Below are 21655 nucleotides of genomic sequence, written 5' to 3' on the forward strand. Positions count from 1 at the left end.
TTACGCTTGCAGCTTGCAGCTTGCAGCTTGCAGCTTGCAGCTTGCAGCTTGCAGCTTGCAGCTTGCAGCTTGCAGCCCGGCGCGCCTAAAGCGCGCCGGTAAAACCCTGCTGGCGCCAGGCTTCGTAAATCAGGACAGCGGCACTGTTCGACAGGTTCAGGCTGCGGCTGCCCGGCATCATGGGTATGCGCAGCACCTGCTCGGGTGGCAGGCTGTCACGGACACTGGCTGGTAGGCCACGGCTCTCCGGACCAAACAGAAACAGATCGCCTGCGCCGAATTGCACCTCACTGAAACCCATCTGACCCTTGGTGCTCAGGGCAAATACCCGTGCCGGTTTGACGGCTGCCAGACAGGCATCCAAATTGGCGTAGGTCTTGACCGCAGCAAACTCATGGTAATCCAGTCCAGCCCGGCGCAGCCGCTTGTCATCCAGCTCAAAGCCCAGCGGTTCGATCAAATGCAACTGGCAGCCGGTGTTGGCGCACAGGCGAATGATATTGCCGGTATTGGGCGGGATTTCGGGTTCGAGCAGGGCGATATGGAACATGGGCGGCGCGCCAGTGAGTGCGGTGGTTGCGCAGTCTAGGTGTTCAGGCGAGGAGCGGCAAGTCACGAAGGAAGGCTTGAAGCGGGAAGCTTGAAGCTGAATGTGCTCCGTGCGGGTTGGGGGGTATGCGGATAAAACGAGACCTGCTTGACTTCTGGAACTCAGGCCCAAGACTTTTCCAGCTTCCAGCTTCCAGCTTCCAGCTTCCAGCTTCCAGCTTCCAGCTTCCAGCTTCCAGCTTCCAGCTTCCAGCTTCCAGCTTCCAGCTTCCAGCGGCTTTATCGCGACCATAAAAAAAGGCGACCCCAGCCTGCCTGAACCGGAGTCACCCCAAATACACCCAATTTATCTAAAGCATCAAGCGTGCCAAGTAGCCAAAGGCCAGCGGTTATTCGCTGTCGTCCTCGTCGCTACCGTCGATATTCATGCCCAGCTCCTTGATCTTGCGGGTCAGTGTATTTCGGCCCCAGCCCAGTAACTGCGCGGCATCGCGGCGTCTTCCGGCGGTGTGCTTCAGGGCCGTTTCGATCATGATGCGCTCAAAGGCAGGTACCGCTACATCAAGCAGATTGCTGACCCCGCGGGTCAGTTCCTGGTCTGCCCAAATGCGCAAACTGTGCTCCCAGTGGCCATCCGGTGCACTGTCGTGGTGCTGGGTGAGCATTTCCGGGGGCAGATCTTCAATCAGTACTTCGCGGCTGGAGGCCATCACAGTGATCCAGCGACAGGTGTTCTCCAGCTGTCGTACGTTACCCGGCCAGGGTAGATTGCGCAGGTAGTCCTGGGTTTGCTGCTTGAGCACCTTGGGCTCGACAGCCAGTTCCTGGGCCGCGCGGGCAAGGAAGTGCTGGGCCAGCGCCGGAATGTCCTCGCGGCGCTCCGAGAGCTTGGGAATATGAATGCGGATCACGTTCAGGCGGTGGAACAGATCCTCGCGAAACTTGCCGGCCTGGACCAGACCCTCTAGGTTCTGGTGGGTAGCGGCGATGATGCGCACATCGACCTTGATCGGCGTATGCCCACCCACGCGGTAAAACTCGCCATCGGCCAGCACACGCAGCAGGCGGGTCTGGGTTTCAGCCGGCATGTCACCGATTTCATCAAGAAACAGCGTACCGCCATCGGCCTGTTCGAAGCGTCCACGACGTTGTACCGCTGCACCGGTGAAAGCGCCTTTTTCATGGCCGAACAGTTCTGACTCCATCAGATCCTTGGGGATCGCCGCCATGTTCAGGGCAATAAAGGGATTGCGTGCTCTCGGGCTGTGGCGGTGCAGGGCATGGGCCACCAGCTCCTTGCCGGTACCCGACTCACCATTGATCAGTACTGTGATATTGGAATGCGAGAGGCGACCGATAGCGCGGAATACCTCCTGCATGGCTGGCGCTTCACCAATGATTTCCGGGGTGCGGGCCTGGGTCGATTCCGGCTCCTGCTCTTCCTGCTCGCGGCTGTGCGCCAGCGCGCGGCGCACCAGCGCGACGGCCTCATCGACGTCAAAGGGCTTGGGCAGATACTCGAAGGCACCACCCTGGTAGGAGGCCACCGCGCTATCCAGATCCGAATGCGCGGTCATGATGATCACCGGCAGTTTCGGGTGCTGTTCACGGATCTTGGCCAACAGTTCCAGCCCGCTGGTGCCAGGCATGCGGATGTCGCTGATCAGTACATCGGGATGCTGGCGCTGCAGGCGAGCCAGAGCACTGTCGGCGGTGTCGAAGCAGACCGGCTCCATGCCTTCCTGTTGCAGGGCTTTTTCCAGTACCCAACGGATTGATCGGTCGTCATCAACAATCCAGACATTTTCAGCTCGGCTCATAGGATTAGTCTCCCGGTACGGGTTCCAGAGGCAGGAACAGGGTGAATACGGTGCGGCCAGGCTTGCTCTCACATTCGATCAGGCCCTGATGCTGGCTGATGATGTTCTGGGTGATCGAGAGCCCCAGTCCGGTGCCTTCGGCACGGCCACTGACCATGGGATAAAAGATACTTTCAATAATTTCTTCGGGAATGCCTGGTCCGTTATCAATGACTTGAACCCGGCAGACCAGACGATGGCGCGTCTGGCCGATAGTGAACTGTCTGAGTGAGCGCGTGCGCAGGGTGATTTTCCCCTGCTCGAGCCCGACGTGTTCTGCCAGCGCTTGCATGGCGTTGCGCACGATGTTCAGCAGCGCCTGTATCAGCTGTTCGCGGTCGGCCATGATGTCAGGGATGCTCGGATCGTAATCGCGCATCAGCTGTAACTGGCCCTGGGTCTCCGCTTCGATCAGGCTGTAAACCCGTTCGGTGATTTCATGAATATTGATAGGCTTCAGGTTCGGTGGCCGGTAGGGTCCGAGCATACGGTCGACCAGGTTGCGCAGGCGGTCGGCCTCTTCAATGATCACATCGGTATAGTCGCGCAGCCCGGCATCCGGTAGTTCACGGGCAAGCAGCTGGGCCGCACCACGAATGCCGCCGAGGGGGTTCTTGATCTCATGGGCCAGGCCACGCACGAGCACCTTGGTGACTTCCTGCTTGGACAGCTGAGCCTCTTCCTTGGTGATGCGCAGCAAACGGTCACGCGGGTGCAGCTCCATCAACAGCCAGTGCATGTCGCCGGCCATGATCGGTGTGACTGAATAATCGACCATCAGCAAGTGACCATTATTCAGGCTCAGCTGTGCTTCGCGTTTGGTAAAGGGGTGGCCGTTATCAATCGCGTGCTGCAATGATTCCAGTGCTACCTGGGTGTCGTTGAACAGTTCGCCAATGTGCTGGTGAGAGACGCGTTGGCCGCTGACGGCGAGCAACATTTCTGCAGCTGGATTCATGTAGCTCAGGTGCAACCGTTTATCCAGCAACAGCACAGCTGTGGTCAGGTTATCGAGAATCTGGCGAAGAAAACGGTCTGGCAGCATAAGGGTTTCCCTGGTTTGAGCAGACAAATGCAAGAAGCGAACCAATTCAGGGCGCTGTTGCCATAAGCCGTCAGGCTATTGCAGCGGTAGCCAGCAGGTCAGCCCTTCAGGTCCCAGTCGTGCGCCGATAGATCAGCGTTAGAGCCAGTCTGGTCAAGGCTTTCTAACGCTGGAATCGATCAGCGAGCGGCTATTGGTAACCGCCATCAAGGTCACAATTGGGGCAGGTGTTTCTGGCTGCCGTAGCGGCGGCTGCACAAAATAGGACGCATGCACACGAGATTGTGCACTATATTAGTGCATGCGTCATCGATAATGCCCGGTGCTTATCAGGCGAGGCTGTCAGGGGGCTGGTTTGGGTGCGGGGGTTTGGCGGCTAGGTTGATTGATCGATATGCGTTGCAGGTGCACGGTGACACTGCTGCTGCGTTGCACTATCTCGCCACGGGCATTGACGACTACGGCGCTGAGGTTATGAGTACCACGATCAACATTGCTGATGCTCAGCGTGGCGCTGGTTTGGCCATTTGCCGGCAAGGCGGGGCCGACTAGCTGACCGTCGAGCTCCGCGCGCAGCAAATGGCTGGCATCCATGGCGGGTTCGATCTGCACTTGCAGATTGAGCAGGCCTTCATTGCTGCGGATCGACTCGTCATTGGCCGGGCTGACAATGCTCAGGTTGCTGTAGCTTGCCTGCTCGCTAGAATCGCCGTTCTCTGGTTGCCCATACCCATTGCTTTGGTAGGCCGGTTGTCGCGGGGGCTCAACCACGTTGGTTGCCGGCAGATCAATTGCCTGGGCATCCGGGTGTGGTTGATCGGAAAAGATCGTATTGCCTTCGGCATCTTTCCAGGTGTAAATCTGCGCCGTTGCAAGGTGCGATAGCAAAGCGAATGCGGTGCCAAAAAGAATCGGCATGATGATCTTGGACATGCTGTGTCACTCCTGTGAGTCTGTAAACAAGACTTGCACCGAATGGCCATGAAGGCAAGATGTGGCGGACAGGCGAAAAAAAAGGGCGTCCGAATGGACACCCTTTTTGTCTGCGCCGTAGCGCCAGAATCAGACGCTGTAGTACAGGTCGTATTCCAGCGGGTGCACAAAGGTGCGCACCTTGATTTCTTCAGCGGCTTTCAGCTCGATGTAGGCATCGATGAACTCATTGGTGAAGACGCCGCCCTTGGTCAGGAACTCGCGATCTGCATCCAGTGATTCCAGGGCTTCCTTCAAGCTGCCACAGACCTGTGGGATCTGCTTGGACTCTTCCGGCGGCAGGTCATACAGGTTCTTGTCGGCTGCATCGCCAGGATGAATCTTGTTCTGGATACCATCCAGGCCGGCCATCAGCAGCGCTGCGAAGGCCAGGTAGGGGTTGGCAGCCGGATCAGGGAAGCGTGCTTCGATGCGACGGGCTTTCGGGCTGGAAACGTAAGGAATACGGATCGAAGCGGAGCGGTTGCGGGCCGAGTAGGCCAGCATCACCGGAGCTTCAAAGCCGGGGACCAGACGCTTGTAGGAGTTGGTCGACGGGTTGGTAAAGCCGTTCAGAGCCTTGCCGTGCTTGATGATACCGCCAATAAAGTACAGGGCAGTGTCGGACAGGCCGGAGTAACCTTCGCCAGCAAAGGTGTTCTTGCCATCCTTGGAGATGGACATATGAACGTGCATGCCGGAGCCGTTATCACCATACAGCGGCTTGGGCATGAAGGTGGCGGTTTTGCCATAGGCATCGGCCACGTTGTGTACGCAGTACTTCAGGGTCTGAACTTCATCAGCCTTGGCGGTCAGGGTGTTGAACAGCACACCGATTTCGTTCTGGCCGGCCGTTGCCACTTCATGGTGGTGAACTTCGATGGTCAGACCCATTTCTTCCATGGCATTACACATGGCAGTACGGATTTCGTGGTCGTGGTCGACCGGAGGAACGGGGAAGTAGCCGCCCTTGACGGCTGGACGGTGACCCTTGTTGCCGCTTTCGAAGTCGGCGTCAGTGTTCCAGGAAGCCTGCTCAGAGATGATCTTGAACATGGAGCCGGAAATATCGGACTTGAATTTGACTTCATCGAATACGAAGAACTCGGGCTCGGGACCAACGAAAACGGTGTCACCAATGCCGGTCGACTTCAGGTATTCTTCAGCGCGCTTGGCGATGCCGCGCGGATCGCGCTCGTAACCCTGCATGGTAGAGGGTTCGATAATGTCGCAAACGATGATCAGGGTGGGTTCTTCGGTGAAGGGGTCGAGAACCGCAGTGCTATCGTCGGGCATCAGGATCATGTCGGAAGCTTCAATGCCTTTCCAGCCAGCGATCGACGAACCGTCGAACATCTTGCCTTCTTCAAAGAAGTCATCATTGACGTCACGGGCCGGCATGGTCACGTGCTGCTGCTTACCTTTGGTATCGGTGAAGCGCAGGTCAACCCACTTCACGTCAAACTCTTTGATCAATTGAATCGCTTTCGACATGGTTTCCTCCAGAAGGAATCGTTTGCCGGACATTGGGTCCGACGCTGCTAAATGCGAGCGGAACAGGCTTGAGCGTCCGCTTGCCTTATAAGTGAGCAAAAGCTGTGCCATTTCGGAGCATTTGCGCAAAGCCGCACGACAAAGGGCTTTCAGCGAAAGGCCGGGACAGATGCATCTGAATGAAGCACTAAATCGGTGCATTAATGCACTGATTCGCACCAAAGTAGTGCCTGCATGGCTACTTAATCGACCCCACACCTATGTGGGCCAACTATAATGCGCTGCTTTGCGACATCCTGCATCAACGGCGTGAAAAAAGGCAGGGAGACAGAGGCTTAAAGGCGGAAAATCCTCGAGCGCGTACAAAAAACATACACTGTCATCATCATCTCTGTATAATCCCATCCTCTTTTTTCAGTTAGTCCGGCCGTTGTCGGGCAATCCAGGATGTCCATTGTGATCGAAAATCTCCGCAATATCGCCATTATCGCCCACGTTGACCACGGTAAGACTACCCTCGTCGACAAACTCTTGCGCCTGTCCGGCACCCTGGACCGCAAGGAACTGGAAAGTGAGCGGGTGATGGACAGCAACGATCAGGAGAAAGAGCGGGGCATTACCATTCTGGCCAAGAACACCGCGCTGAAGTGGAACGGTTACGACATCAACATCGTGGATACCCCCGGTCACGCCGACTTTGGTGGTGAAGTCGAGCGGGTAATGAGCATGGTTGACTCGGTTCTACTGGTGGTCGATGCCCAGGATGGCCCGATGCCGCAAACCCGCTTCGTGACCCAGAAGGCATTCAAGGCCGGTCTGCGTCCGATCGTGGTTATCAACAAGATCGACCGTCCCGGTGCCCGCCCTGATTGGGTAGTCGACCAGATCTTCGATCTGTTCGATAACCTCGGTGCCACTGAAGAGCAGCTGGACTTCCCGATTGTTTATGCCAGCGCCCTGAACGGTATCGCCGGTATGGACCACGAAGCCATGGACGACCACATGGATGCCCTGTTCCAGGCCATCGTCGACCATGTGCCTGCACCGGCCGTGGATTCGGAAGGTCCCTTCCAGATGCAGATCTCCCAGCTTGACTACAACAGCTTCCTGGGTGTGATCGGTATCGGTCGTATCGCCCGTGGCAAGGTCAAGACCAACACTCCGGTGATCGCCATTGGTGCTGACGGCAAGAAACGTCAGGGCCGTATTCTGAAGATCATGGGTCACTCCGGTTTGCAGCGTATTGAAGTCAACGAAGCCCAGGCTGGCGATATCGTCTGCGTCAGCGGTATGGACGAGCTGTACATCTCCGACACCCTGTGTGACATGAACAACGTTGAGGCCCTGCCGCCGTTGTCAGTTGATGAGCCCACCGTATCCATGACCTTCCAGGTCAACGACTCACCTTTCTGCGGCAAGGAAGGCAAGTTCGTGACCAGCCGTAATATCAAGGAGCGCCTGGAAAAGGAGTTGCTGCACAACGTGGCTCTGCGCGTTGATGAGGGCGACTCGGCGGACAAGTTCAAGGTCTCCGGTCGCGGCGAATTGCACCTGTCGGTACTGATCGAAACCATGCGTCGTGAAGGCTTCGAGCTGGCGGTAGGTCGTCCTGAAGTAGTGATCAAGGAAGTCAACGGCGAGAAGCAGGAGCCCTACGAGAACGTCATCATCGACATCGAGGAAACCCACCAGGGTGCCCTGATGGAGCAGATGGGTCTGCGCAAGGGTGATCTGACCAACATGGTTCCGGATGGCAAGGGTCGTATTCGTCTGGAGTACACTATTCCGGCTCGTGGTCTGATCGGCTTCCGTAACAGCTTCCTGACCATGACCTCCGGCTCCGGCATCATGACCAGTACCTTCAGTCACTATGGTTCTATTAAGCTCGGTGAAGTGGGCCAGCGCCAGAACGGCGTTCTGGTCTCCATGGCCACCGGCAAGGCACTGACCTACTCGCTGGAAACCCTGCAGAGCCGTGGCAAGCTGTTCCTGGAGCCCGGCCAGGAGGTCTATGAAGGCCAGCTGGCTGGTATCCACGCCCGCGACAACGATCTGGTCATCAATCCGACCAAGGGCAAGAAGCTTGATAACATGCGCGCCTCCGGCAAGGACGAAGTCATTGCCCTGGTACCGCCGATCAAGTTCACCCTGGAGCAGGCGCTGGAGTTCATCGACGACGACGAACTGGTTGAAGTGACGCCCAAGTCCATTCGCCTGCGCAAGAAAGTACTCAACGAGAACGAGCGCAAGCGCGCCAGCAAGGGCTAAGCCCGGTTGTCCCAATCTGGCCTGCCTGCAGGTTGGATTGTCGCATCTCGATTGACATCAAGCCCCGCCGGTTTGCACCAGCGGGGTTTTTTGTGGCGGGCTATCGCAGTCAGGGAGTGGTATCGGCTTATGCCAGTGTCCTGTGCTTGTCAGCGGCTTTCCTGTTCCCTAGTATCAGCACCCAATTGCCTGTATCCATGGAAGGACGATCTGAATGTCATGGGACTCTTTTGCCTATCTGTGTCGCCGTGCTGCCCACGAACTGGGTGACGGCGAACCCCTTTCTGCCTGTTTCCAGCGTCTCTCGCAAGCACCCTCCGCCGGATTCTATGGTGCACGCCAGTTGCTGACTCGCTGACGGCAGACCTGCTTGCCCGGCTTGGGGCTGAGCCGGATCGGGACCGGGCCCTTATCGCCCTGCGGGCCTATGCCGGCATGGGTCAGCTGAGTCTGGTGGACCGGGCCATGCAGTTCAAACGGGTGCTGATTTACCTGGGCTTTGTTGCTGTGATTTTTTTCTTCATGAGCGCGATTTACCAGATCAAGGTATTGCCCGCCTTTATTGAAACCTTCAAGGCCTTTGATGTGCCTTTGCCCGCCAGTGTGTTCTTTCTGCATGAGTACTGGCACGTCTTTTCCTTGACCGTGATGTTGTTATTGCTGCTGGCGCTGTTAATCGGGCTGACCCTGCGCAGGTTGCTGCGTTTGCCGGTGGTGGCTGACAGGAAGCTGCCCCTGGGCTTTCTTCTGTTGCCAGGTATCAAACGTGCGTACCTGTCCTTGCAGGATATTCTGACGTTTCCTTTGCGCCCGTCGCTGGACAACAACAGTGTCATCGACGTGCACCTGGCCGATATTCAGCGCTGCGGGATGGATCTGGGTCGTGAAATGCAGATCATGTCGGGCATTGCCTTGCAGGAGCTGGTTCAACAGTGTGAGCGGCAGATGCGCGTCATCTCAGTAGCTATCGCACTGCTGGTAGTGGCCAATGTGCTGTTCTTCATCAACAGCGCCTATTCACCGATTTTCATGTTAGGAGAGGTGGTATGAGCAGGATGCACGGTTTTACTTTGATAGAACTGATGGTCGTGGTGGCCATTATCGGAATTTTGGCGTCCATATCCCTGCCGGCCTACCAGGTCTATATTCAGCGTAGCGAAGTTACCGAGGCCTTCAGCATGGCCAGCGGCGTGCGTTCCAAGGTCAATGCACATTATGAAGAGCACCTGGACTTTCCTGCGAGTAATGCCGCAGCAGGTCTGCCGATGCCGTCGCAGCTGATCGGTAATCGTATTACCGGCGTGGTACTGGAGCAGGGCGCCATCCATGTCACCATGGGCAACAAGGCTTCAACTGCCCTACAGGGTAAGACCTTGAGCTTTCGGCCGGCGGTGGTCATTGGTAGTCCGACCAGCCCGATTTCCTGGTTATGCGGTTATGATGAGGCCGTAGAAGGCATGCAGGCGATTGGTGAAAATCGCACCGATCTGGAGTCCGAGTTTCTGCCCGCCATTTGCCGACAACGCGGCTAGTCCGGCTGCCCCTCAACAGGGGAGCGCATGACCCTCGCCCTTGATGGCCCTGCGCAAGCGATTATCTTCAGGCTTGCGCAGGTCCATGTCTGACTGCCTTATCCCGCTATTGATTCATCCCATGTCCGTTGCACAGCGGTCTCATTGCCGAGAGTAATCCACGCCTGAGAGCCAGATTGCCATCCGCAATACAAATATCGCCCGAACGGGGTATGGGACAGACTGTCTCGATTGGTTCTAATGATCCTGCGCGCAATATTGCTCATTTCGAGGCACTAATTGAAAGCGCAGCAATATGCAAAAACAACTACAAGATGAAATTGGAGCTTTTATGAAAGCCAACCTAATCAGCAGATCATTGTTTTCTGCCCTTGCCGTAGGTGCCCTGGCGCTGTCAGCCTCGGTTATGGCGTCCAACCCCACGCCGCCACCCACCAATCCTGATCCAGGTAATAGCGTGTTTCAGCGCGGCCCCAATCCGACCCTGTCCTTTGTTGAGGGCTCTCGCGGCCAGCACAGCGTTTCGACACGCAGTGTCTCGGGTCTGGTGAGCGGTTTTGGTGGAGGCACAATCCACTACCCCAATAACACCACCGGAACCATGGCCGCTATCGTCGTGATTCCAGGTTTTGTCTCGGCCGAGTCGTCCATCGACTGGTGGGGCCCCAAGCTGGCGTCCTACGGTTTCGTGGTCATGACCATCGACACCAACAGTGGCTTTGATCAGCCGCCGAGCCGTGCACGTCAGATCAACAATGCACTGGACTATCTGGTCAGCCAGAACAGCGCCAGCGGCAGCCCGGTCCGTGGCATGATCGATACTAACCGTCTCGGTGTCATCGGTTGGTCCATGGGTGGCGGCGGCACAATTCGTGTTGCTGGTGAGGGCCGCATCAAGGCGGCTATTCCGCTGGCACCCTGGGATACCTCCTCCTTCTATGCTCGTCGTGTCAGTGCGCCGACTCTGATTATTGCCTGTGAATCAGACGTTATTGCACCTGTTCGCAATCATGCCTCACCCTTCTACAACAATGTTCCTAACAGCATCGAGAAGGCCTTTGTCGAGCTGAACGGTGGTAGCCACTACTGCGGCAATGGCGGTGGTTTCGGCTCTTACGATGCCGAGCTGGGCCGTTTCGGTGTGTCCTGGATGAAGCGCTTCCTCGATGAGGATACCCGCTACAGCCAGTTCCTCTGTGGTCCGAACCACGCGTCTGATCGTGATATTTCCGAGTATCGCGGTAACTGCCCTTACTAACAGGGAGGCAGGGCACCGGCTGATGCGGGTGCCTTGAATCGTAGGTAATAAAAAACCCGCTACGTTCAACGTAGCGGGTTTTTTTAACCCTGAGCTATCAGTGTTGCATCAAATCTGATCAGCCTTGGGGTTAGGGCCGTACTGGTTATCTTCCCGTTGGGTATCAGACGCCAGAAAGACAATAAGGACAATGACGCCAATCACAGGGATAAGCAGAATCAACTGCCACCAGCCGGAACGGTTGGTGTCATGCAGGCGGCGGGCAGCGATGGCGAGACTGGGGATCAGCAGAGCCAGAGCGAAGAGCGCCGTCAGCAGGTTCATGCCGATGATGTAATCAATAACGCCCAGACCAATGTAAATCAGGATATAAAACAGATAGAACATCCAGTACTGCGTGCGGGTGGCTCGCCCTGTGAAGTCAGCATAATGCAGCTTGATTGCGTTGACGAAGTGCTCCATGCAACTCTCCTTGTGAGTTGTTTTTTAGTATTAAGAGAACGTAACCGTCCTGTTCCCCGTTTCAAAATGTAACGGTTAACGACCACAAAGGGAATGCCATTCTGGCAACTACTTAATATTAATAAAGAAAACACCACGTGAAAGCGCCCCGGGCGCTTTCATTTCGGGGACTTAGCCTGATCAATAAATAGCCGGGCGATAAGCACAGAACCCTGGGCGCGGCCCGACCTGTGGGTGGTTGCGGCAGGTATCCGGACGCAGGGCATAGACACTGCAGCGCCTGCTGACGGGGTCCAGATACAGGCAGTCATTGTTGGCCATACGGCTCAGGGTGAAGATCTCTGTGCCGTGGTTGAAACGCTCCACCTCGCCGCTCTTTTGCAAGCGCCGGGCAATCAGCCTGAGCGGCTCAGCCCGTTCGAACTCGTCAACCAGGCCCAGGCGGATCAAATCGTTCAGACGTACTTCCACCGGCAGGGTGCAGCAACTGGCATGGCAGTTGTCGCACAGGCCCTTGCGGTAGCGTTGCCAGGTGTCGGTACGGTCAATATCGGCGGCTTTGATCAGAGGTGGTTTCATGTTCGCAACCCGGGGTGATCGAGCCCGCATGATAATCGATGAACGAGGCTGCAGGCAGGGGCTAGCGCACAAATGGGTAACTGTGCAGGGCTACTCTGGCTGTTGCGACTTGCGCAGCCAGCGTTGTCTGAGCAATGCCCCGAGAATCATCAGCCCAGCAAATATGAACAGCGGCAGCATGGCGTAGACACTCAGTGCCTGTTCCGCTCGGTTGGCCGAGACCATGCCATGTACAGCATGGGCATACAGGCTCCACTTGATGCCCAGGCCCAGTAGCGCAGCCAGGCTGAAGGACAGCAGCGGCAGATGCAGCACACCGCCAGCCAGGTTGATAAACGCGTGTGGGAAACCGGGCAGAATGCGCAGTGCACACTGCGTTAGAAAATCACTACGGCTGCCCAGTAGACGCAACACCTGACGTGCATACTTGTCCGGCCGCCATCTGTCACCCAGCCGCTTGCCGACGCGATAGGCCCCCAATGCGCCGCCTATGCTGCCGACCAACAGCATGCAGGTGCTTAGCCAAGGCGCATGAAAGGGGGCGATGATCCAGAACAGCAGGCTGCCAGGCAGGCCAAAGCTCATTGTCACGGCCATTAACACCACGATGCCAACGATAGCCAGTGGGTGTCCAGCCAGTTTTTCGCCCCACTGCCATAAATCGCCTACGCTGATGGGCAGCAGAGCGGCAATCAGTAGCAACAGGGCAAAGCCAATCAGAATCAGCATGGGCAGGCGCGGGTGGCTATATCTGAACATGTTGCATGCCCTGATGGGATCGGATACTGATGGTGACAAGCAACCCTAGCAAAAGCAACAGAGCGACATCCGCCGTGACCACTAATTAGCGGGTTGAACGCACTGCTTGGGTGGGTGTCTGAGGTGGAGCTTAATTTGACGGAGAAAGACCATGCGGTTTTTGACTGCCCTGACCCTTACTGGCCTGGCCATTCTGGTCGGCTGTAACGATGATAGCGATAACGCAGTACAGCGCAGCGAGGCTGAAGCGCCAGCTCCTGAGCAGGCAGTCGAGCAGCAGCAACGATTCACGGGTAGCCTGACTTACCGTGCCCGGATTGCCCTGGCGCCCGGTAGCGAGGTGGTGCTTGAGCTGCGTGATCCTGAGGCAGCCAGCCCGGCAGACGCGCTGCGGGCTGAAACCCGCTTCAGTCTTGATGGCCGTCAGGTGCCGATCAGCTTTGACTGGCCGGTGGTGGTTGAGCCTGAATACAGCGGTACGGCCTATCAATTTCGCGCGGGTATTCGCGAGGATGGACGGCTTACCTGGCTATCCGAACCGATCAATCTTGAGCTGACCGCAGGCCCTACCGAGCTGGGCGAGTTGATGCTGATGCCATACCGCAAAAGCGCCTTCAGCAGCGTGATGCAGTGTGGTGGCCTGCAGATCAGCGTCGGCTATGAAGGCGCTACACTGGTTCTTGAAGCGGCAGGCGAGACATACAACTTGTTGCCCGTGGTTGCGGCTTCGGGATCCCGCTATGAGGCGCAGGCCGATCCGGATACCCACTTCTGGAGCAAGGGACATCAGGCGCAATTGAGTCTGAATGGCCAGGCCTATCCGACCTGTGTTGCTCCCGGCGATATTGTTGAACCCTTCAGCGCCCAGGGCAACGAGCCGTTCTGGCAGTTGCAGCTGGATCAGGGCCAGGCGCTGCTGCAGCGTCTGGACGCGGAGACTCCGATTTCGGCGGCCTATCAGCGGGGCGAACCCGCCGGCGGGATCTTGCCGTTGCAGATCGGTGATGGCGATTACAGCATGCAAGCATCCATCAAGGCGCAGCTCTGTCATGACAGCATGACGGGCATGCCCTATCCGCACGGTGTTGAGCTGACGCTGGCAAACGGCGAGCAGTTGCAGGGCTGTGGCGGTGAACCAGCGCGACTGCTGCAGGGCATTGAATGGGTGGTTGAGGATGTTAATGGCGGCGGCATTATCGATCGCTCACGCATCACCCTTAATTTTTTGCCTGAAGGCCGCGTGGCGGGGATGGCTTCATGTAACAACTATTTTGCCGAGTATCGCTTGAGTGGCGAGGGTCTGAGCGTGTCGTCGGCAGGTAGTACCATGAAGGCCTGTGCGCCCTCATTGATGGAGCAGGAGCAGCGGGTGCTGGCTGCATTGGCTGCAGTACAGCGTTTTGATATCAGTGCCGACGGCGCCCTGATACTCTATAGCGACTCTGAACAGAGTTTGACCGCGCGCGTGCAGTAAGCGCGCCTGGTTCTGGTCCCATTAGAACAAGGATAATTCCATGCTGGCATTGATCATCGGTCTGCTTGTTTTCCTCGGCGTGCATTCAACCCGCCTGTTTGCGCCGCACTGGCGCGCAGCGCAGATCTCGCGCCACGGCCTGTTGCCCTGGAAAGGGGCTTATGCGTTGCTTTCGCTGGTCGGTCTGGCGCTGATCATCTGGGGTTACGGCGAAGCGCGACTGTCTCCCACCTGGCTGTGGGTGCCGCCGGTCTGGACGCGCCATCTGGCTGCACTCTTGACCATTCCGGCCTTTATTCTGCTGGCGGCGACCTATATACCGGGTTCGCATATCAAGGCGCGGGTCGGTCATCCCATGTTGCTGGGTGTGAAGTTCTGGGCCATTGCGCACCTGATTGCCAACGGCACCCTGGCTGATGTGCTGCTGTTTGGTGGCTTTCTGGCTTGGGCCGTGGCGCTGTATATCGTCAGTCGTCGGCGTGATCGCCTGGCCGGTGTTGCGGCCGGACCGGTGCGTGTCAGCATGGACATAGTGGTTGTCGTGGTCGGGTTGCTGGCCTGGGTGGGCTTTGCCCTCTGGCTGCATGGCCTGCTGATTGGCGTCAAACCCTTCGGCGGCTGATCAGCCCGACATTCGCGGTCAAGGCCTGGCCGCAAAAGGGTTGGCCTTTGATCCTGCGATCACTCCCAGGTCAGTCGGTGTAACAGCCACTCGCCATCCTCTTCCAGCCAGTTCAGCGTCACGCTGTAAAGGCGGGTGCTGTCGGGAATAAAGCGCTGTGCACCGCTCAGATTGATCTGTGCCTGGGTGCGGGCCTGGCCGGTATATACCGGATCAATGCGGGTTTGCTGGCTGATGACCAGCAGATTGACGCGCTGGTTCTGCAGGAACAGCAGGCTGGCGGTGCGCCTGGCCCAATCGCGATCATATTGCTGGTTGGCGATGAAATCCGGATGCAGGCGAGCCATCAGTTGATCGGCAGAGCGCGATTCAATCGCCTCCTGCAGCTGCGTCAGGCTCTGGTTCAGTCGTTCATCGGCACTTTGCTGACCACAACCGGCCAGCCACAGCACCAGCATCAACAGGGTAATACAGCGTGTAGGTGACATATGCCTCGCCTGTCAGTAATGTTGTCGAATGAACCTGCCGCCATCTAGGGCGGCCACCCAGGCCAGGAGCCCATCATGCAGCTGTTGTACCCTGAGATCAAACCTTACGCCCGTCATGAACTGGCCGTTCAGGCACCCCATGTGCTCTATGTTGACGAGAGTGGTCAGGCCGAGGATGGTCTACCAGTGGTGTTTATCCACGGTGGACCCGGTGCCGGGTGCGACAGTCTCAGTCGGCGTTTCTTTGATCCCTCGGTGTATCGCATCATTACCTTTGACCAGCGTGGCTCGGGACGCTCCACCCCGCATGCCAGCCTGGAAAACAACACCACGCAGCACCTGATTGAGGATCTTGAGGCGCTGCGCGAGCACCTGGGGATCGACAAGTGGGTGTTGTTTGGCGGTTCCTGGGGCTCAACGCTGGCCCTGGCCTATGCCCAGGCTCATCCTGACCGGGTCATGGGTATGATACTGCGAGGTATTTTTCTCTGTCGGGATCAGGATATTCGCTGGTTCTACCAGGAGGGCGCCAGCCATGTGTTTCCCGATTACTGGGAAGATTACCTGTCATTGATCCCCGAGGATGAACGACACGACATGGTGGCGGCCTACTACCGGCGGCTGACCGGTGACGACGAGATCTGCCGCATGCATGCGGCCAAGGCCTGGTCGATCTGGGAAGGCCGCTGCGCCACTCTGCGACCCAGCTCGCAGGTGGTCGATCGCTTCAGCGACGCCCGGCGTGCCTATGCCATTGCCCGCATCGAATGCCATTACTTTATTAACAAGGCCTTTCTCGAGCCGGATCAACTGCTGGCCAACATGTCACGTATCGAACATATCCCCGGCATTATCGTGCATGGTCGCTACGATATGGTCTGCCCCCTGGACAATGCCTACAGCCTGCATCAGCGTTGGCCCGGCAGTGAGCTGAAGATTATCCGTGATGCCGGCCATGCTGCCTCAGAGACCGGCATAGCCGATGCCCTGGTACGCGCCACCGAGACGCTGTCACGGCAACTGCTCAATCTACCGCCGCTGGTCGAATAAGCGCGTATGAAGGCACTGCTGCAGCGGGTCAGTCAGGCCCGCGTTGAAGTTGCAGGTGAGGTGGTCGGCGCCATTGATCAGGGCCTGCTGGTGCTGGTCGGTATCGAGCCTGCGGATGACCAGGCCAAGGCCGACAGAATGCTGGCGCGCCTGCTCGACTACCGGGTCTTTGCCGATGCCGACGGGCGCATGAACTGCTCGCTGACGGATATCCACGGCGGCTTGCTCCTGGTGTCACAGTTCACCCTGGCCGCCGATACCCGCAAAGGCCGCCGGCCCGGATTTTCCACAGCCGCCGCGCCGGATCAGGCCGAGGCGCTGTTCAGCTACCTGTTGCAGCGTGCCCGGCAAAGCCATGCCAAGGTGGCCAGCGGCCGCTTTGGCGCCGATATGCAGGTGCATCTGGTCAACGACGGCCCGGTCACCTTTCTGCTGGAGATGTAAGCCGGGCCTGGCTGCTCAATCCTGTAACGCCTCTTCAACAAACTCCAGGCGATCCTGACCAAAGAACATCTCCTCGCCGACGAACAGCGTTGGTGCGCCAAAAACGCCGCGCTGGATAGCGTCTTCGGTAGTGCTCTTGAGCTGCTCCTTGACCTGCGGATCACTGATCCGCTGCATCACCGCCGCCACATCAAAACCGGCACGCGACAGTACCTCGGCAACGATTTCCGGCTGGCCCATATCCTTTTCCTCGACCCACATGGCGCTGAAGACCGCCGTCAGGTAGCGCTGGAAATCCTCGGTTCCCAGGTACGCGGTGGCGCCACGCATCAGTTGCAGGGTGTTGATCGGAAAATAGGGGTTGTGCCTCAGCGTTACCCCGTAACGACGGGCAAAACGCTGGAAGTCTCGGCGGCTGTAGTTGCCCTTGGCCGGCACGGTGGCCGGTGAACTGTTGCCAGTGGCCTGGAAGACGCCGCCCAGCAGCATGGGTTTCCAGACAATGGTCGCAGCATGTCGCTCAGCCAGAGCCGGCAATTGGGTCCAGGCCAGATAGCTGGCCGGGCTGCCAACATCAAAGAAGAACTCGATCTGTTTGCTCATGGGGGTGTGCCTGTGTTGTGGGTGTGGTCAGAAGGTTTCCATCCAGGGCCGCAAGTCCAGCTCCTGAGTCCAGCAATCGCGTGGTTGGCAATGCAGTTGCCAGTACTGCTCGGCAATGTGCTGGGGATTGAGGATGCCGTCCTCATCCTTCAGTGCATAGCGCTCCGGGAAAGTGTCACGGATAAAAGCGGTATCGATGGCGCCATCAATGATCGGATGCACCACATGAATACCCTGTGGCCCCAGCTCACGGGCCATGCTCTGGGACAAGGCGCGCAGGGCAAACTTGGCGCTGGCAAAGGCGGCAAAGCCACTGCCGCCCCGCAGTGAGGCGGTGGCGCCGGTGAAAATGATGGTGCCACGACCGCGTGGCAGCATGACCCGGGCGGCTTCCCGTCCGGCCAGAAAACCGGATAGCGCCGCCATCTCCCAGACCTTGCGATAAACCCGCTCGGTGGTCTCGGTAATGCCAAAGCGGACATTGGCGCCGATGTTGAACACCATGACTTCAATCGGCCCGATGCCCCGTTCGATCTCGGCGAACAGGGCCAGGGTCTGCTCTTCGCTGCGGGCATCGCAGCCAAAGGCATGGGCTTTGCCGCCGCTGGTCTGGATCTCATCGATCAGTGTCTGCAGCTGCTCGACATTGCGGCGGGTGACGCACAGGGTAAAGCCTTCGCGGGCAAAGCGTTTGGCCACGGCACCGCCAGTGGCATCGCCAGCACCAATGACCAGTGCAACAGGGGATCGGGACATGCTGGACTCCTCGATTAGTTAGTTCCTTTTTGAAACTAACTCGATAGTCAGTTTCTTTTTGGAACTTGTCAAGCTATTGTAGACGTCCATTATCAAGGGGAATCGACATGCGTTGGGAAGACCTGGATCAGCAACCCTGTTCGCTGGCGCGCACCCTGTCGGTGATCGGTGACCGCTGGACCCTGTTGATACTGCGTGACTGCTTTCTTGGCGTGCGCCGTTTCGACGGCTTCGAGCAGCGCCTGGGTATCACCCGTCACCTGCTCGCTGACCGGCTGAAAAAGCTGGTTGAGCATGGCGTATTGCAGCGGGTGCCCTATCAGCAGCGTCCCCTGCGTGAAGAGTATCGGCTGACCGAAAAAGGCCTGGACCTGCATCCGGTGCTGCTGACGCTGGTCAGTTGGGGCGACCGGCATATGGCCGATCAGCGCGGCGCGCCGATTCGCCATGTGCACAAAACCTGCGGTCAGGTCATGCGTCCGCTACTGGTCTGCTCAGAATGTGCCGAGCCGGTTGGCGCACGGGATATTCGCGTGGAAGTGGCCGAGGGCTGGGAAGAGGGTTCCATCCTGCCTGCCCGAGCAGCGGACTAGAACAGTCGGCCGATCAATGCCGTCACAGCCGTTTCCACCCGCAGAATCCGTTCACCCAGCTGCACCGGCTCAAAGCCAGCGGCGCAGAGCATGTCCACTTCATAGGGAATCCAGCCGCCCTCGGGACCAATTGCCAGGCAGCAGGGCTGATCAATCGCACGGGGGCAGTCGGGATAATCGCCGGGGTGGGCCAGCAGACCAAGCCGACCTTCCAGCACAGTGGGCAGGCGATCTTCAACAAAGGGTTTGAAGCGCTTTTCGATCTGCACCCGGGGCAGCAGGGTATCGCGCGCCTGTTCCAGGCCCAGCAGCAGATTCTCTTCAATCTGCTCGGGTTGCAGAAAGGGCGTCTGCCAGAAGCTTTTCTCCACCCGGTAGCTGTTCAGCAGAATGATCTCGGCCACGCCGAGGGTAGCGCAGTGCTGCAGAATGCGGCGAAACATCTTCGGTCGCGGCATGGCCAGCAACAGGGTCAACGGCAATTTGGCCGGTGGCGGCTGGTCCAGCCTGACATGCAGTTCCGCCTGCTCGGCATCCAGGCTGAGCAGCGTTGCCTGCCCCATCAAGCCATTGATGCGCCCGGCGCGCAGGCTGTCGCCGACGCTGGCCTGGTGTACGCTGATCAGGTGCTGCAAACGCCGACCGCGCAAACAGATCCGGTCGGTGGCAATAAAGTCAGCATCATGCAGCAGCAGCAGGTTCATGCCGGAGGCGTGTCATCCGCGGGCTGTCTGCGCTTGATCAGCAGACTGAACAGAATGCCGACTTCGTACAGCAGCCACATGGGGACGGCCAGCAAGGCCTGGGAGATCACGTCCGGGGGGGTCAACAACATGCCGATGACAAAACAACCCACCACCACATAGGGGCGGATTTGCCGTAGTTTGGCTACATCCACCACGCCAGCCAGCACCAGCAATACCGTGGCCACCGGGATTTCAAAAGCCAGACCAAAGGCCATGAACAGGGTCAGGACAAAGTCCAGGTACTTGTTGATGTCGGTCATCACCGTCACCCCGTCGGGTGCGGCGCTGGTGAAGAAACCGAACACCAGGGGAAAGACGACGTAATAAGCAAAGGCCATGCCGGCATAAAACAGAAAGATGCTCGAGGCCAGCAGAGGCACAGCCAGGCGCTTCTCATGCTTGTATAGACCCGGTGCAATAAAGCCCCAGACCTGATGCAGCACAAAGGGCATGGCCAGGAACAGGGCACTGACCAGTGCCAGCTTGAACGGGGTGAGGAAGGGAGAGGCCACATCGGTGGCAATCATGCTGGTGCCTTCCGGCAGAAATACCCGCAACGGCTCGGAAATGAAGCTGTACAGATCGTTGGCAAAATAGAACAGCCCGGCAAAGATCAGCATCCACAACAGCACAATGCGCAGCAGTCGTGAGCGCAACTCGGTCAGGTGGGCAACCAGAGGCATGTCGTCGGCCAGTTTGGCCGGGCTGCGTTTGTCACTCATGGGGTTGGGCTTTGACAGGTTTGGTTGCGCGGTCATCGGGGCTTACTCTGACACCGGGCTCTGCAGTGTCGCTGGAGTCTGTGACAGTCGGTTGACTGTCCTGTGACAGGCTGGTGTCGCCTTCGGGCTGGCCCGCTGAGCTCTCCTTGCGTTTCGCTATGTCCGCCAGAATGCGCTCGTTATGCAGTTGCTGGCGGATCTCGTCAGCACCGATTTCACGCTCGACCTGACTGCGCACCTCGGCAAAGCTGCGCTTGATCCGGCCAATCATCAGCCCGGCTGTGCGCACAGCGCCAGGCAGGCGCTCAGGCCCGAGCACCAGCAGCGCGACGATGCCGATCACCAGCAGTTCCAGAAAGCCCATGTCGAACATGCTGAATCAGTCTCCGGACTGGCTGTCCTGCTTCTTTTGCGGCTCAACGTCGAGGGTTTCACCGGGCTTGTTCTGCACCGGGGGTTTTTCCTCCTCGGTGTTCACCGACTTGCGGAAGCCCTTGATCGCCTCGCCCAGGTCCGAGCCAATGCCTTTCAGGCGCTTGGTGCCAAACAGCAGAATGACGATAAGCAGAATGATCGCCAGTTGCCAGATGCTGATGCCGCCGAATCCCATTGCAATTCTCCCGGGCCAGAGCCCTAATCAGGTTGACGTGCTGCTTTTTCCGCCAGACCGGAGAGGTCAAAGCGCCGCTCCAGTTCAGTCAGTATGTCCTGCGGGCCCAGGCCCAGATGGCTGAGCATCACCAGGCTGTGAAACCACAGGTCGGCTGTTTCATACACCAGGTCGGACTTGTCCGCGCTGTGCTGGCAATCCTTGGCCGCCAGCAGCGTTTCGGTGCATTCCTCGCCGACCTTTTCCAGAATCTTGTTCAGGCCCTTGGCGTGCAGACTGGCGACATAGGAGCTGTCGGCTGTGGCCTGTTTGCGTTGCTCAAGTACCTCGGCCAGACGGGCCAGGGTGTCAGTCATGTTGCTGTGCATAAATCTGCTCCGGATCCTTGATGACCGGGTCAACCACCTGCCATTGACCATCGCGATAGACCCGGTAGAAACAGCTTTCCCGGCCGGTGTGACAGGCCATGCCGCCCACCTGCTCGATCATCAGAATGATCACGTCGGCATCACAGTCCAGGCGCAACTCGTGCACCTTCTGGATATGTCCGGACTCCTCGCCCTTGCGCCAGAGTTTCTGACGCGAGCGCGACCAGTAAATGCCACGGCCCTCTTCAGCGGTCAGCTGCAGGGCTTCGCGGTTCATCCAGGCCACCATCAGTACGCGCTGGGTGTGCACGTCCTGGGCAATGGCGGGAACCAGGCCATCGGCATCCCATTTGATGCTGTCCAGCCAGTCGGTAGTGGTGTTTGCGTTGGTCATGGACGAAG

27 protein-coding genes are annotated in these 21655 nt (G+C 58.1%); 10 read left to right on the forward strand and 17 right to left on the reverse strand.

Annotated features, from left to right (window positions below; translation table 11 throughout):
• Positions 1-85: 85 nt before the first annotated feature.
• The 5 genes from trmL to glnA form a co-directional block, all read right to left on the reverse strand.
• Entirely contained in the window at positions 86-550 is a 465-nt protein-coding gene (gene trmL / locus AC27HQ_RS10750; RefSeq protein WP_487156161.1) for a tRNA (uridine(34)/cytosine(34)/5-carboxymethylaminomethyluridine(34)-2'-O)-methyltransferase TrmL, read from the reverse strand.
• A 388-nt stretch (positions 551-938) separates the two neighbouring features.
• On the reverse strand, positions 939-2369 hold the full coding sequence (gene ntrC, locus AC27HQ_RS10755) for a nitrogen regulation protein NR(I) (RefSeq protein ID WP_487156162.1): 1431 nt from the start codon (positions 2367-2369) through the stop codon (positions 939-941).
• 4 nt (positions 2370-2373) lie between these two features.
• Positions 2374-3453 carry a nitrogen regulation protein NR(II) gene (gene glnL / locus AC27HQ_RS10760; protein ID WP_487156163.1) on the reverse strand — a complete coding sequence of 360 codons (1080 nt, stop codon included), beginning with the start codon at positions 3451-3453 and terminating at the stop codon, positions 2374-2376.
• Between the two features lie 342 nt (positions 3454-3795).
• Complete coding sequence (locus tag AC27HQ_RS10765) at positions 3796-4386, reverse strand: DUF4124 domain-containing protein (RefSeq protein WP_487156164.1); 591 nt, start codon at positions 4384-4386, stop codon at positions 3796-3798.
• 129 nt (positions 4387-4515) lie between these two features.
• On the reverse strand, positions 4516-5919 hold the full coding sequence (gene glnA / locus AC27HQ_RS10770; RefSeq protein ID WP_487156165.1) for a glutamate--ammonia ligase: 1404 nt from the start codon (positions 5917-5919) through the stop codon (positions 4516-4518).
• A gap of 456 nt (positions 5920-6375) precedes the next feature.
• Between glnA and typA the strand changes: the two genes are divergently transcribed.
• From typA to AC27HQ_RS10795, 5 genes are all read left to right on the forward strand, one after another.
• A complete protein-coding gene (gene typA, locus AC27HQ_RS10775) occupies positions 6376-8187 on the forward strand; it encodes a translational GTPase TypA (protein WP_487156166.1) in 1812 nt (603 codons plus the stop codon).
• Between the two features lie 214 nt (positions 8188-8401).
• Positions 8402-8545: a hypothetical protein gene (locus AC27HQ_RS10780; RefSeq protein ID WP_487156167.1), complete on the forward strand. Its 144-nt coding sequence runs from the start codon at positions 8402-8404 to the stop codon at positions 8543-8545.
• Positions 8546-8622: 77 nt separating this feature from the next.
• On the forward strand, positions 8623-9237 hold the full coding sequence (locus tag AC27HQ_RS10785; protein ID WP_487156168.1) for a hypothetical protein: 615 nt from the start codon (positions 8623-8625) through the stop codon (positions 9235-9237).
• Positions 9234-9719, forward strand: coding sequence for a pilin (locus AC27HQ_RS10790; RefSeq protein WP_487156169.1), 486 nt, complete (start codon positions 9234-9236; stop codon positions 9717-9719). The genes AC27HQ_RS10785 and AC27HQ_RS10790 overlap by 4 nt, the downstream gene beginning before the upstream one ends.
• A 331-nt stretch (positions 9720-10050) precedes the next feature.
• Positions 10051-10977, forward strand: coding sequence for an alpha/beta hydrolase family protein (locus tag AC27HQ_RS10795; protein WP_487156170.1), 927 nt, complete (start codon positions 10051-10053; stop codon positions 10975-10977).
• A gap of 108 nt (positions 10978-11085) precedes the next feature.
• Here AC27HQ_RS10795 and AC27HQ_RS10800 read toward each other — a convergent pair whose 3' ends face one another.
• The 3 genes from AC27HQ_RS10800 to AC27HQ_RS10810 form a co-directional block, all read right to left on the reverse strand.
• Complete coding sequence (locus AC27HQ_RS10800; protein ID WP_487156171.1) at positions 11086-11439, reverse strand: DUF805 domain-containing protein; 354 nt, start codon at positions 11437-11439, stop codon at positions 11086-11088.
• 180 nt (positions 11440-11619) lie between these two features.
• Positions 11620-12018, reverse strand: a complete 399-nt coding sequence (locus tag AC27HQ_RS10805) for a YkgJ family cysteine cluster protein (protein ID WP_487156172.1) — start codon at positions 12016-12018, stop codon at positions 11620-11622.
• Positions 12019-12108: 90 nt separating this feature from the next.
• Positions 12109-12777 (reverse strand): VTT domain-containing protein, encoded by a 669-nt coding sequence (locus tag AC27HQ_RS10810; protein WP_487156173.1) that lies wholly within the window; start codon positions 12775-12777, stop codon positions 12109-12111.
• A gap of 151 nt (positions 12778-12928) precedes the next feature.
• On the opposite strand from AC27HQ_RS10810, the gene AC27HQ_RS10815 reads away from it, so the two are divergent.
• Complete coding sequence (locus tag AC27HQ_RS10815; RefSeq protein WP_487156174.1) at positions 12929-14251, forward strand: META domain-containing protein; 1323 nt, start codon at positions 12929-12931, stop codon at positions 14249-14251.
• A 40-nt stretch (positions 14252-14291) separates the two neighbouring features.
• Positions 14292-14873, forward strand: coding sequence for an NnrU family protein (locus tag AC27HQ_RS10820; RefSeq protein WP_487156175.1), 582 nt, complete (start codon positions 14292-14294; stop codon positions 14871-14873).
• A gap of 59 nt (positions 14874-14932) precedes the next feature.
• Here AC27HQ_RS10820 and AC27HQ_RS10825 read toward each other — a convergent pair whose 3' ends face one another.
• Positions 14933-15361, reverse strand: coding sequence for a hypothetical protein (locus AC27HQ_RS10825; RefSeq protein ID WP_487156176.1), 429 nt, complete (start codon positions 15359-15361; stop codon positions 14933-14935).
• Between the two features lie 75 nt (positions 15362-15436).
• Here AC27HQ_RS10825 and pip point away from each other — a divergent pair, with 75 nt between their 5' ends.
• A complete protein-coding gene (gene pip, locus AC27HQ_RS10830; protein ID WP_487156177.1) occupies positions 15437-16411 on the forward strand; it encodes a prolyl aminopeptidase in 975 nt (324 codons plus the stop codon).
• A gap of 6 nt (positions 16412-16417) precedes the next feature.
• Positions 16418-16855: a D-aminoacyl-tRNA deacylase gene (gene dtd, locus AC27HQ_RS10835; RefSeq protein ID WP_487156178.1), complete on the forward strand. Its 438-nt coding sequence runs from the start codon at positions 16418-16420 to the stop codon at positions 16853-16855.
• A gap of 15 nt (positions 16856-16870) precedes the next feature.
• Here the strand turns inward: dtd and AC27HQ_RS10840 are convergent, their stop codons facing one another.
• Positions 16871-17458 carry a DsbA family protein gene (locus tag AC27HQ_RS10840; protein ID WP_487156179.1) on the reverse strand — a complete coding sequence of 196 codons (588 nt, stop codon included), beginning with the start codon at positions 17456-17458 and terminating at the stop codon, positions 16871-16873.
• Positions 17459-17485: 27 nt separating this feature from the next.
• The gene (locus AC27HQ_RS10845; protein WP_487156180.1) at positions 17486-18214 is read right to left on the reverse strand and encodes an SDR family oxidoreductase; all 729 of its coding nucleotides are present in this window, start codon (positions 18212-18214) and stop codon (positions 17486-17488) included.
• 107 nt (positions 18215-18321) lie between these two features.
• On the opposite strand from AC27HQ_RS10845, the gene AC27HQ_RS10850 reads away from it, so the two are divergent.
• On the forward strand, positions 18322-18807 hold the full coding sequence (locus AC27HQ_RS10850; protein ID WP_487156181.1) for a winged helix-turn-helix transcriptional regulator: 486 nt from the start codon (positions 18322-18324) through the stop codon (positions 18805-18807).
• Here AC27HQ_RS10850 and AC27HQ_RS10855 read toward each other — a convergent pair.
• The 6 genes from AC27HQ_RS10855 to hisI are packed head-to-tail and all read right to left on the reverse strand — an operon-like array spanning position 18804 to position 21647.
• Positions 18804-19511, reverse strand: a complete 708-nt coding sequence (locus tag AC27HQ_RS10855; protein ID WP_487156182.1) for a 16S rRNA (uracil(1498)-N(3))-methyltransferase — start codon at positions 19509-19511, stop codon at positions 18804-18806. The two genes, AC27HQ_RS10850 and AC27HQ_RS10855, sit on opposite strands and share 4 nt — an antisense overlap.
• Positions 19508-20275 (reverse strand): twin-arginine translocase subunit TatC, encoded by a 768-nt coding sequence (gene tatC, locus AC27HQ_RS10860; protein ID WP_487156183.1) that lies wholly within the window; start codon positions 20273-20275, stop codon positions 19508-19510. The genes AC27HQ_RS10855 and tatC overlap by 4 nt, the downstream gene beginning before the upstream one ends.
• On the reverse strand, positions 20268-20648 hold the full coding sequence (tatB, locus tag AC27HQ_RS10865) for a Sec-independent protein translocase protein TatB (protein WP_487156184.1): 381 nt from the start codon (positions 20646-20648) through the stop codon (positions 20268-20270). The genes tatC and tatB overlap by 8 nt, the downstream gene beginning before the upstream one ends.
• A gap of 6 nt (positions 20649-20654) precedes the next feature.
• Positions 20655-20885, reverse strand: a complete 231-nt coding sequence (tatA, locus tag AC27HQ_RS10870) for a twin-arginine translocase TatA/TatE family subunit (RefSeq protein ID WP_487156185.1) — start codon at positions 20883-20885, stop codon at positions 20655-20657.
• A gap of 23 nt (positions 20886-20908) precedes the next feature.
• Positions 20909-21241, reverse strand: coding sequence for a phosphoribosyl-ATP diphosphatase (locus AC27HQ_RS10875; RefSeq protein ID WP_487156225.1), 333 nt, complete (start codon positions 21239-21241; stop codon positions 20909-20911).
• Positions 21234-21647 carry a phosphoribosyl-AMP cyclohydrolase gene (hisI, locus tag AC27HQ_RS10880; protein ID WP_487156186.1) on the reverse strand — a complete coding sequence of 138 codons (414 nt, stop codon included), beginning with the start codon at positions 21645-21647 and terminating at the stop codon, positions 21234-21236. The genes AC27HQ_RS10875 and hisI overlap by 8 nt, the downstream gene beginning before the upstream one ends.
• Between the last annotated feature and the right edge of the window lie 8 nt (positions 21648-21655).

Source organism: Halopseudomonas sp. 4NH20-0008 (genome assembly GCF_057548395.1).

Bases quoted from the DNA above. Each gene is read 5' to 3' on its own strand.
- trmL (WP_487156161.1), bottom strand. From the start codon at position 550: ATGTTCCATATCGCCCTGCTCGAACCCGAAATCCCGCCCAATACCGGC.
- ntrC (WP_487156162.1), bottom strand. From the start codon at position 2,369: ATGAGCCGAGCTGAAAATGTCTGGATTGTTGATGACGACCGATCAATC.
- glnL (WP_487156163.1), bottom strand. From the start codon at position 3,453: ATGCTGCCAGACCGTTTTCTTCGCCAGATTCTCGATAACCTGACCACA.
- AC27HQ_RS10765 (WP_487156164.1), bottom strand. From the start codon at position 4,386: ATGTCCAAGATCATCATGCCGATTCTTTTTGGCACCGCATTCGCTTTG.
- glnA (WP_487156165.1), bottom strand. From the start codon at position 5,919: ATGTCGAAAGCGATTCAATTGATCAAAGAGTTTGACGTGAAGTGGGTT.
- AC27HQ_RS10780 (WP_487156167.1), top strand. From the start codon at position 8,402: ATGTCATGGGACTCTTTTGCCTATCTGTGTCGCCGTGCTGCCCACGAA.
- AC27HQ_RS10785 (WP_487156168.1), top strand. From the start codon at position 8,623: ATGGGTCAGCTGAGTCTGGTGGACCGGGCCATGCAGTTCAAACGGGTG.
- AC27HQ_RS10790 (WP_487156169.1), top strand. From the start codon at position 9,234: ATGAGCAGGATGCACGGTTTTACTTTGATAGAACTGATGGTCGTGGTG.
- AC27HQ_RS10795 (WP_487156170.1), top strand. From the start codon at position 10,051: ATGAAAGCCAACCTAATCAGCAGATCATTGTTTTCTGCCCTTGCCGTA.
- AC27HQ_RS10800 (WP_487156171.1), bottom strand. From the start codon at position 11,439: ATGGAGCACTTCGTCAACGCAATCAAGCTGCATTATGCTGACTTCACA.
- AC27HQ_RS10805 (WP_487156172.1), bottom strand. From the start codon at position 12,018: ATGAAACCACCTCTGATCAAAGCCGCCGATATTGACCGTACCGACACC.
- AC27HQ_RS10810 (WP_487156173.1), bottom strand. From the start codon at position 12,777: ATGTTCAGATATAGCCACCCGCGCCTGCCCATGCTGATTCTGATTGGC.
- AC27HQ_RS10815 (WP_487156174.1), top strand. From the start codon at position 12,929: ATGCGGTTTTTGACTGCCCTGACCCTTACTGGCCTGGCCATTCTGGTC.
- AC27HQ_RS10820 (WP_487156175.1), top strand. From the start codon at position 14,292: ATGCTGGCATTGATCATCGGTCTGCTTGTTTTCCTCGGCGTGCATTCA.
- AC27HQ_RS10825 (WP_487156176.1), bottom strand. From the start codon at position 15,361: ATGTCACCTACACGCTGTATTACCCTGTTGATGCTGGTGCTGTGGCTG.
- pip (WP_487156177.1), top strand. From the start codon at position 15,437: ATGCAGCTGTTGTACCCTGAGATCAAACCTTACGCCCGTCATGAACTG.
- dtd (WP_487156178.1), top strand. From the start codon at position 16,418: ATGAAGGCACTGCTGCAGCGGGTCAGTCAGGCCCGCGTTGAAGTTGCA.
- AC27HQ_RS10840 (WP_487156179.1), bottom strand. From the start codon at position 17,458: ATGAGCAAACAGATCGAGTTCTTCTTTGATGTTGGCAGCCCGGCCAGC.
- AC27HQ_RS10845 (WP_487156180.1), bottom strand. From the start codon at position 18,214: ATGTCCCGATCCCCTGTTGCACTGGTCATTGGTGCTGGCGATGCCACT.
- AC27HQ_RS10850 (WP_487156181.1), top strand. From the start codon at position 18,322: ATGCGTTGGGAAGACCTGGATCAGCAACCCTGTTCGCTGGCGCGCACC.
- AC27HQ_RS10855 (WP_487156182.1), bottom strand. From the start codon at position 19,511: ATGAACCTGCTGCTGCTGCATGATGCTGACTTTATTGCCACCGACCGG.
- tatC (WP_487156183.1), bottom strand. From the start codon at position 20,275: ATGAGTGACAAACGCAGCCCGGCCAAACTGGCCGACGACATGCCTCTG.
- tatB (WP_487156184.1), bottom strand. From the start codon at position 20,648: ATGTTCGACATGGGCTTTCTGGAACTGCTGGTGATCGGCATCGTCGCG.
- tatA (WP_487156185.1), bottom strand. From the start codon at position 20,885: ATGGGATTCGGCGGCATCAGCATCTGGCAACTGGCGATCATTCTGCTT.
- AC27HQ_RS10875 (WP_487156225.1), bottom strand. From the start codon at position 21,241: ATGACTGACACCCTGGCCCGTCTGGCCGAGGTACTTGAGCAACGCAAA.
- hisI (WP_487156186.1), bottom strand. From the start codon at position 21,647: ATGACCAACGCAAACACCACTACCGACTGGCTGGACAGCATCAAATGG.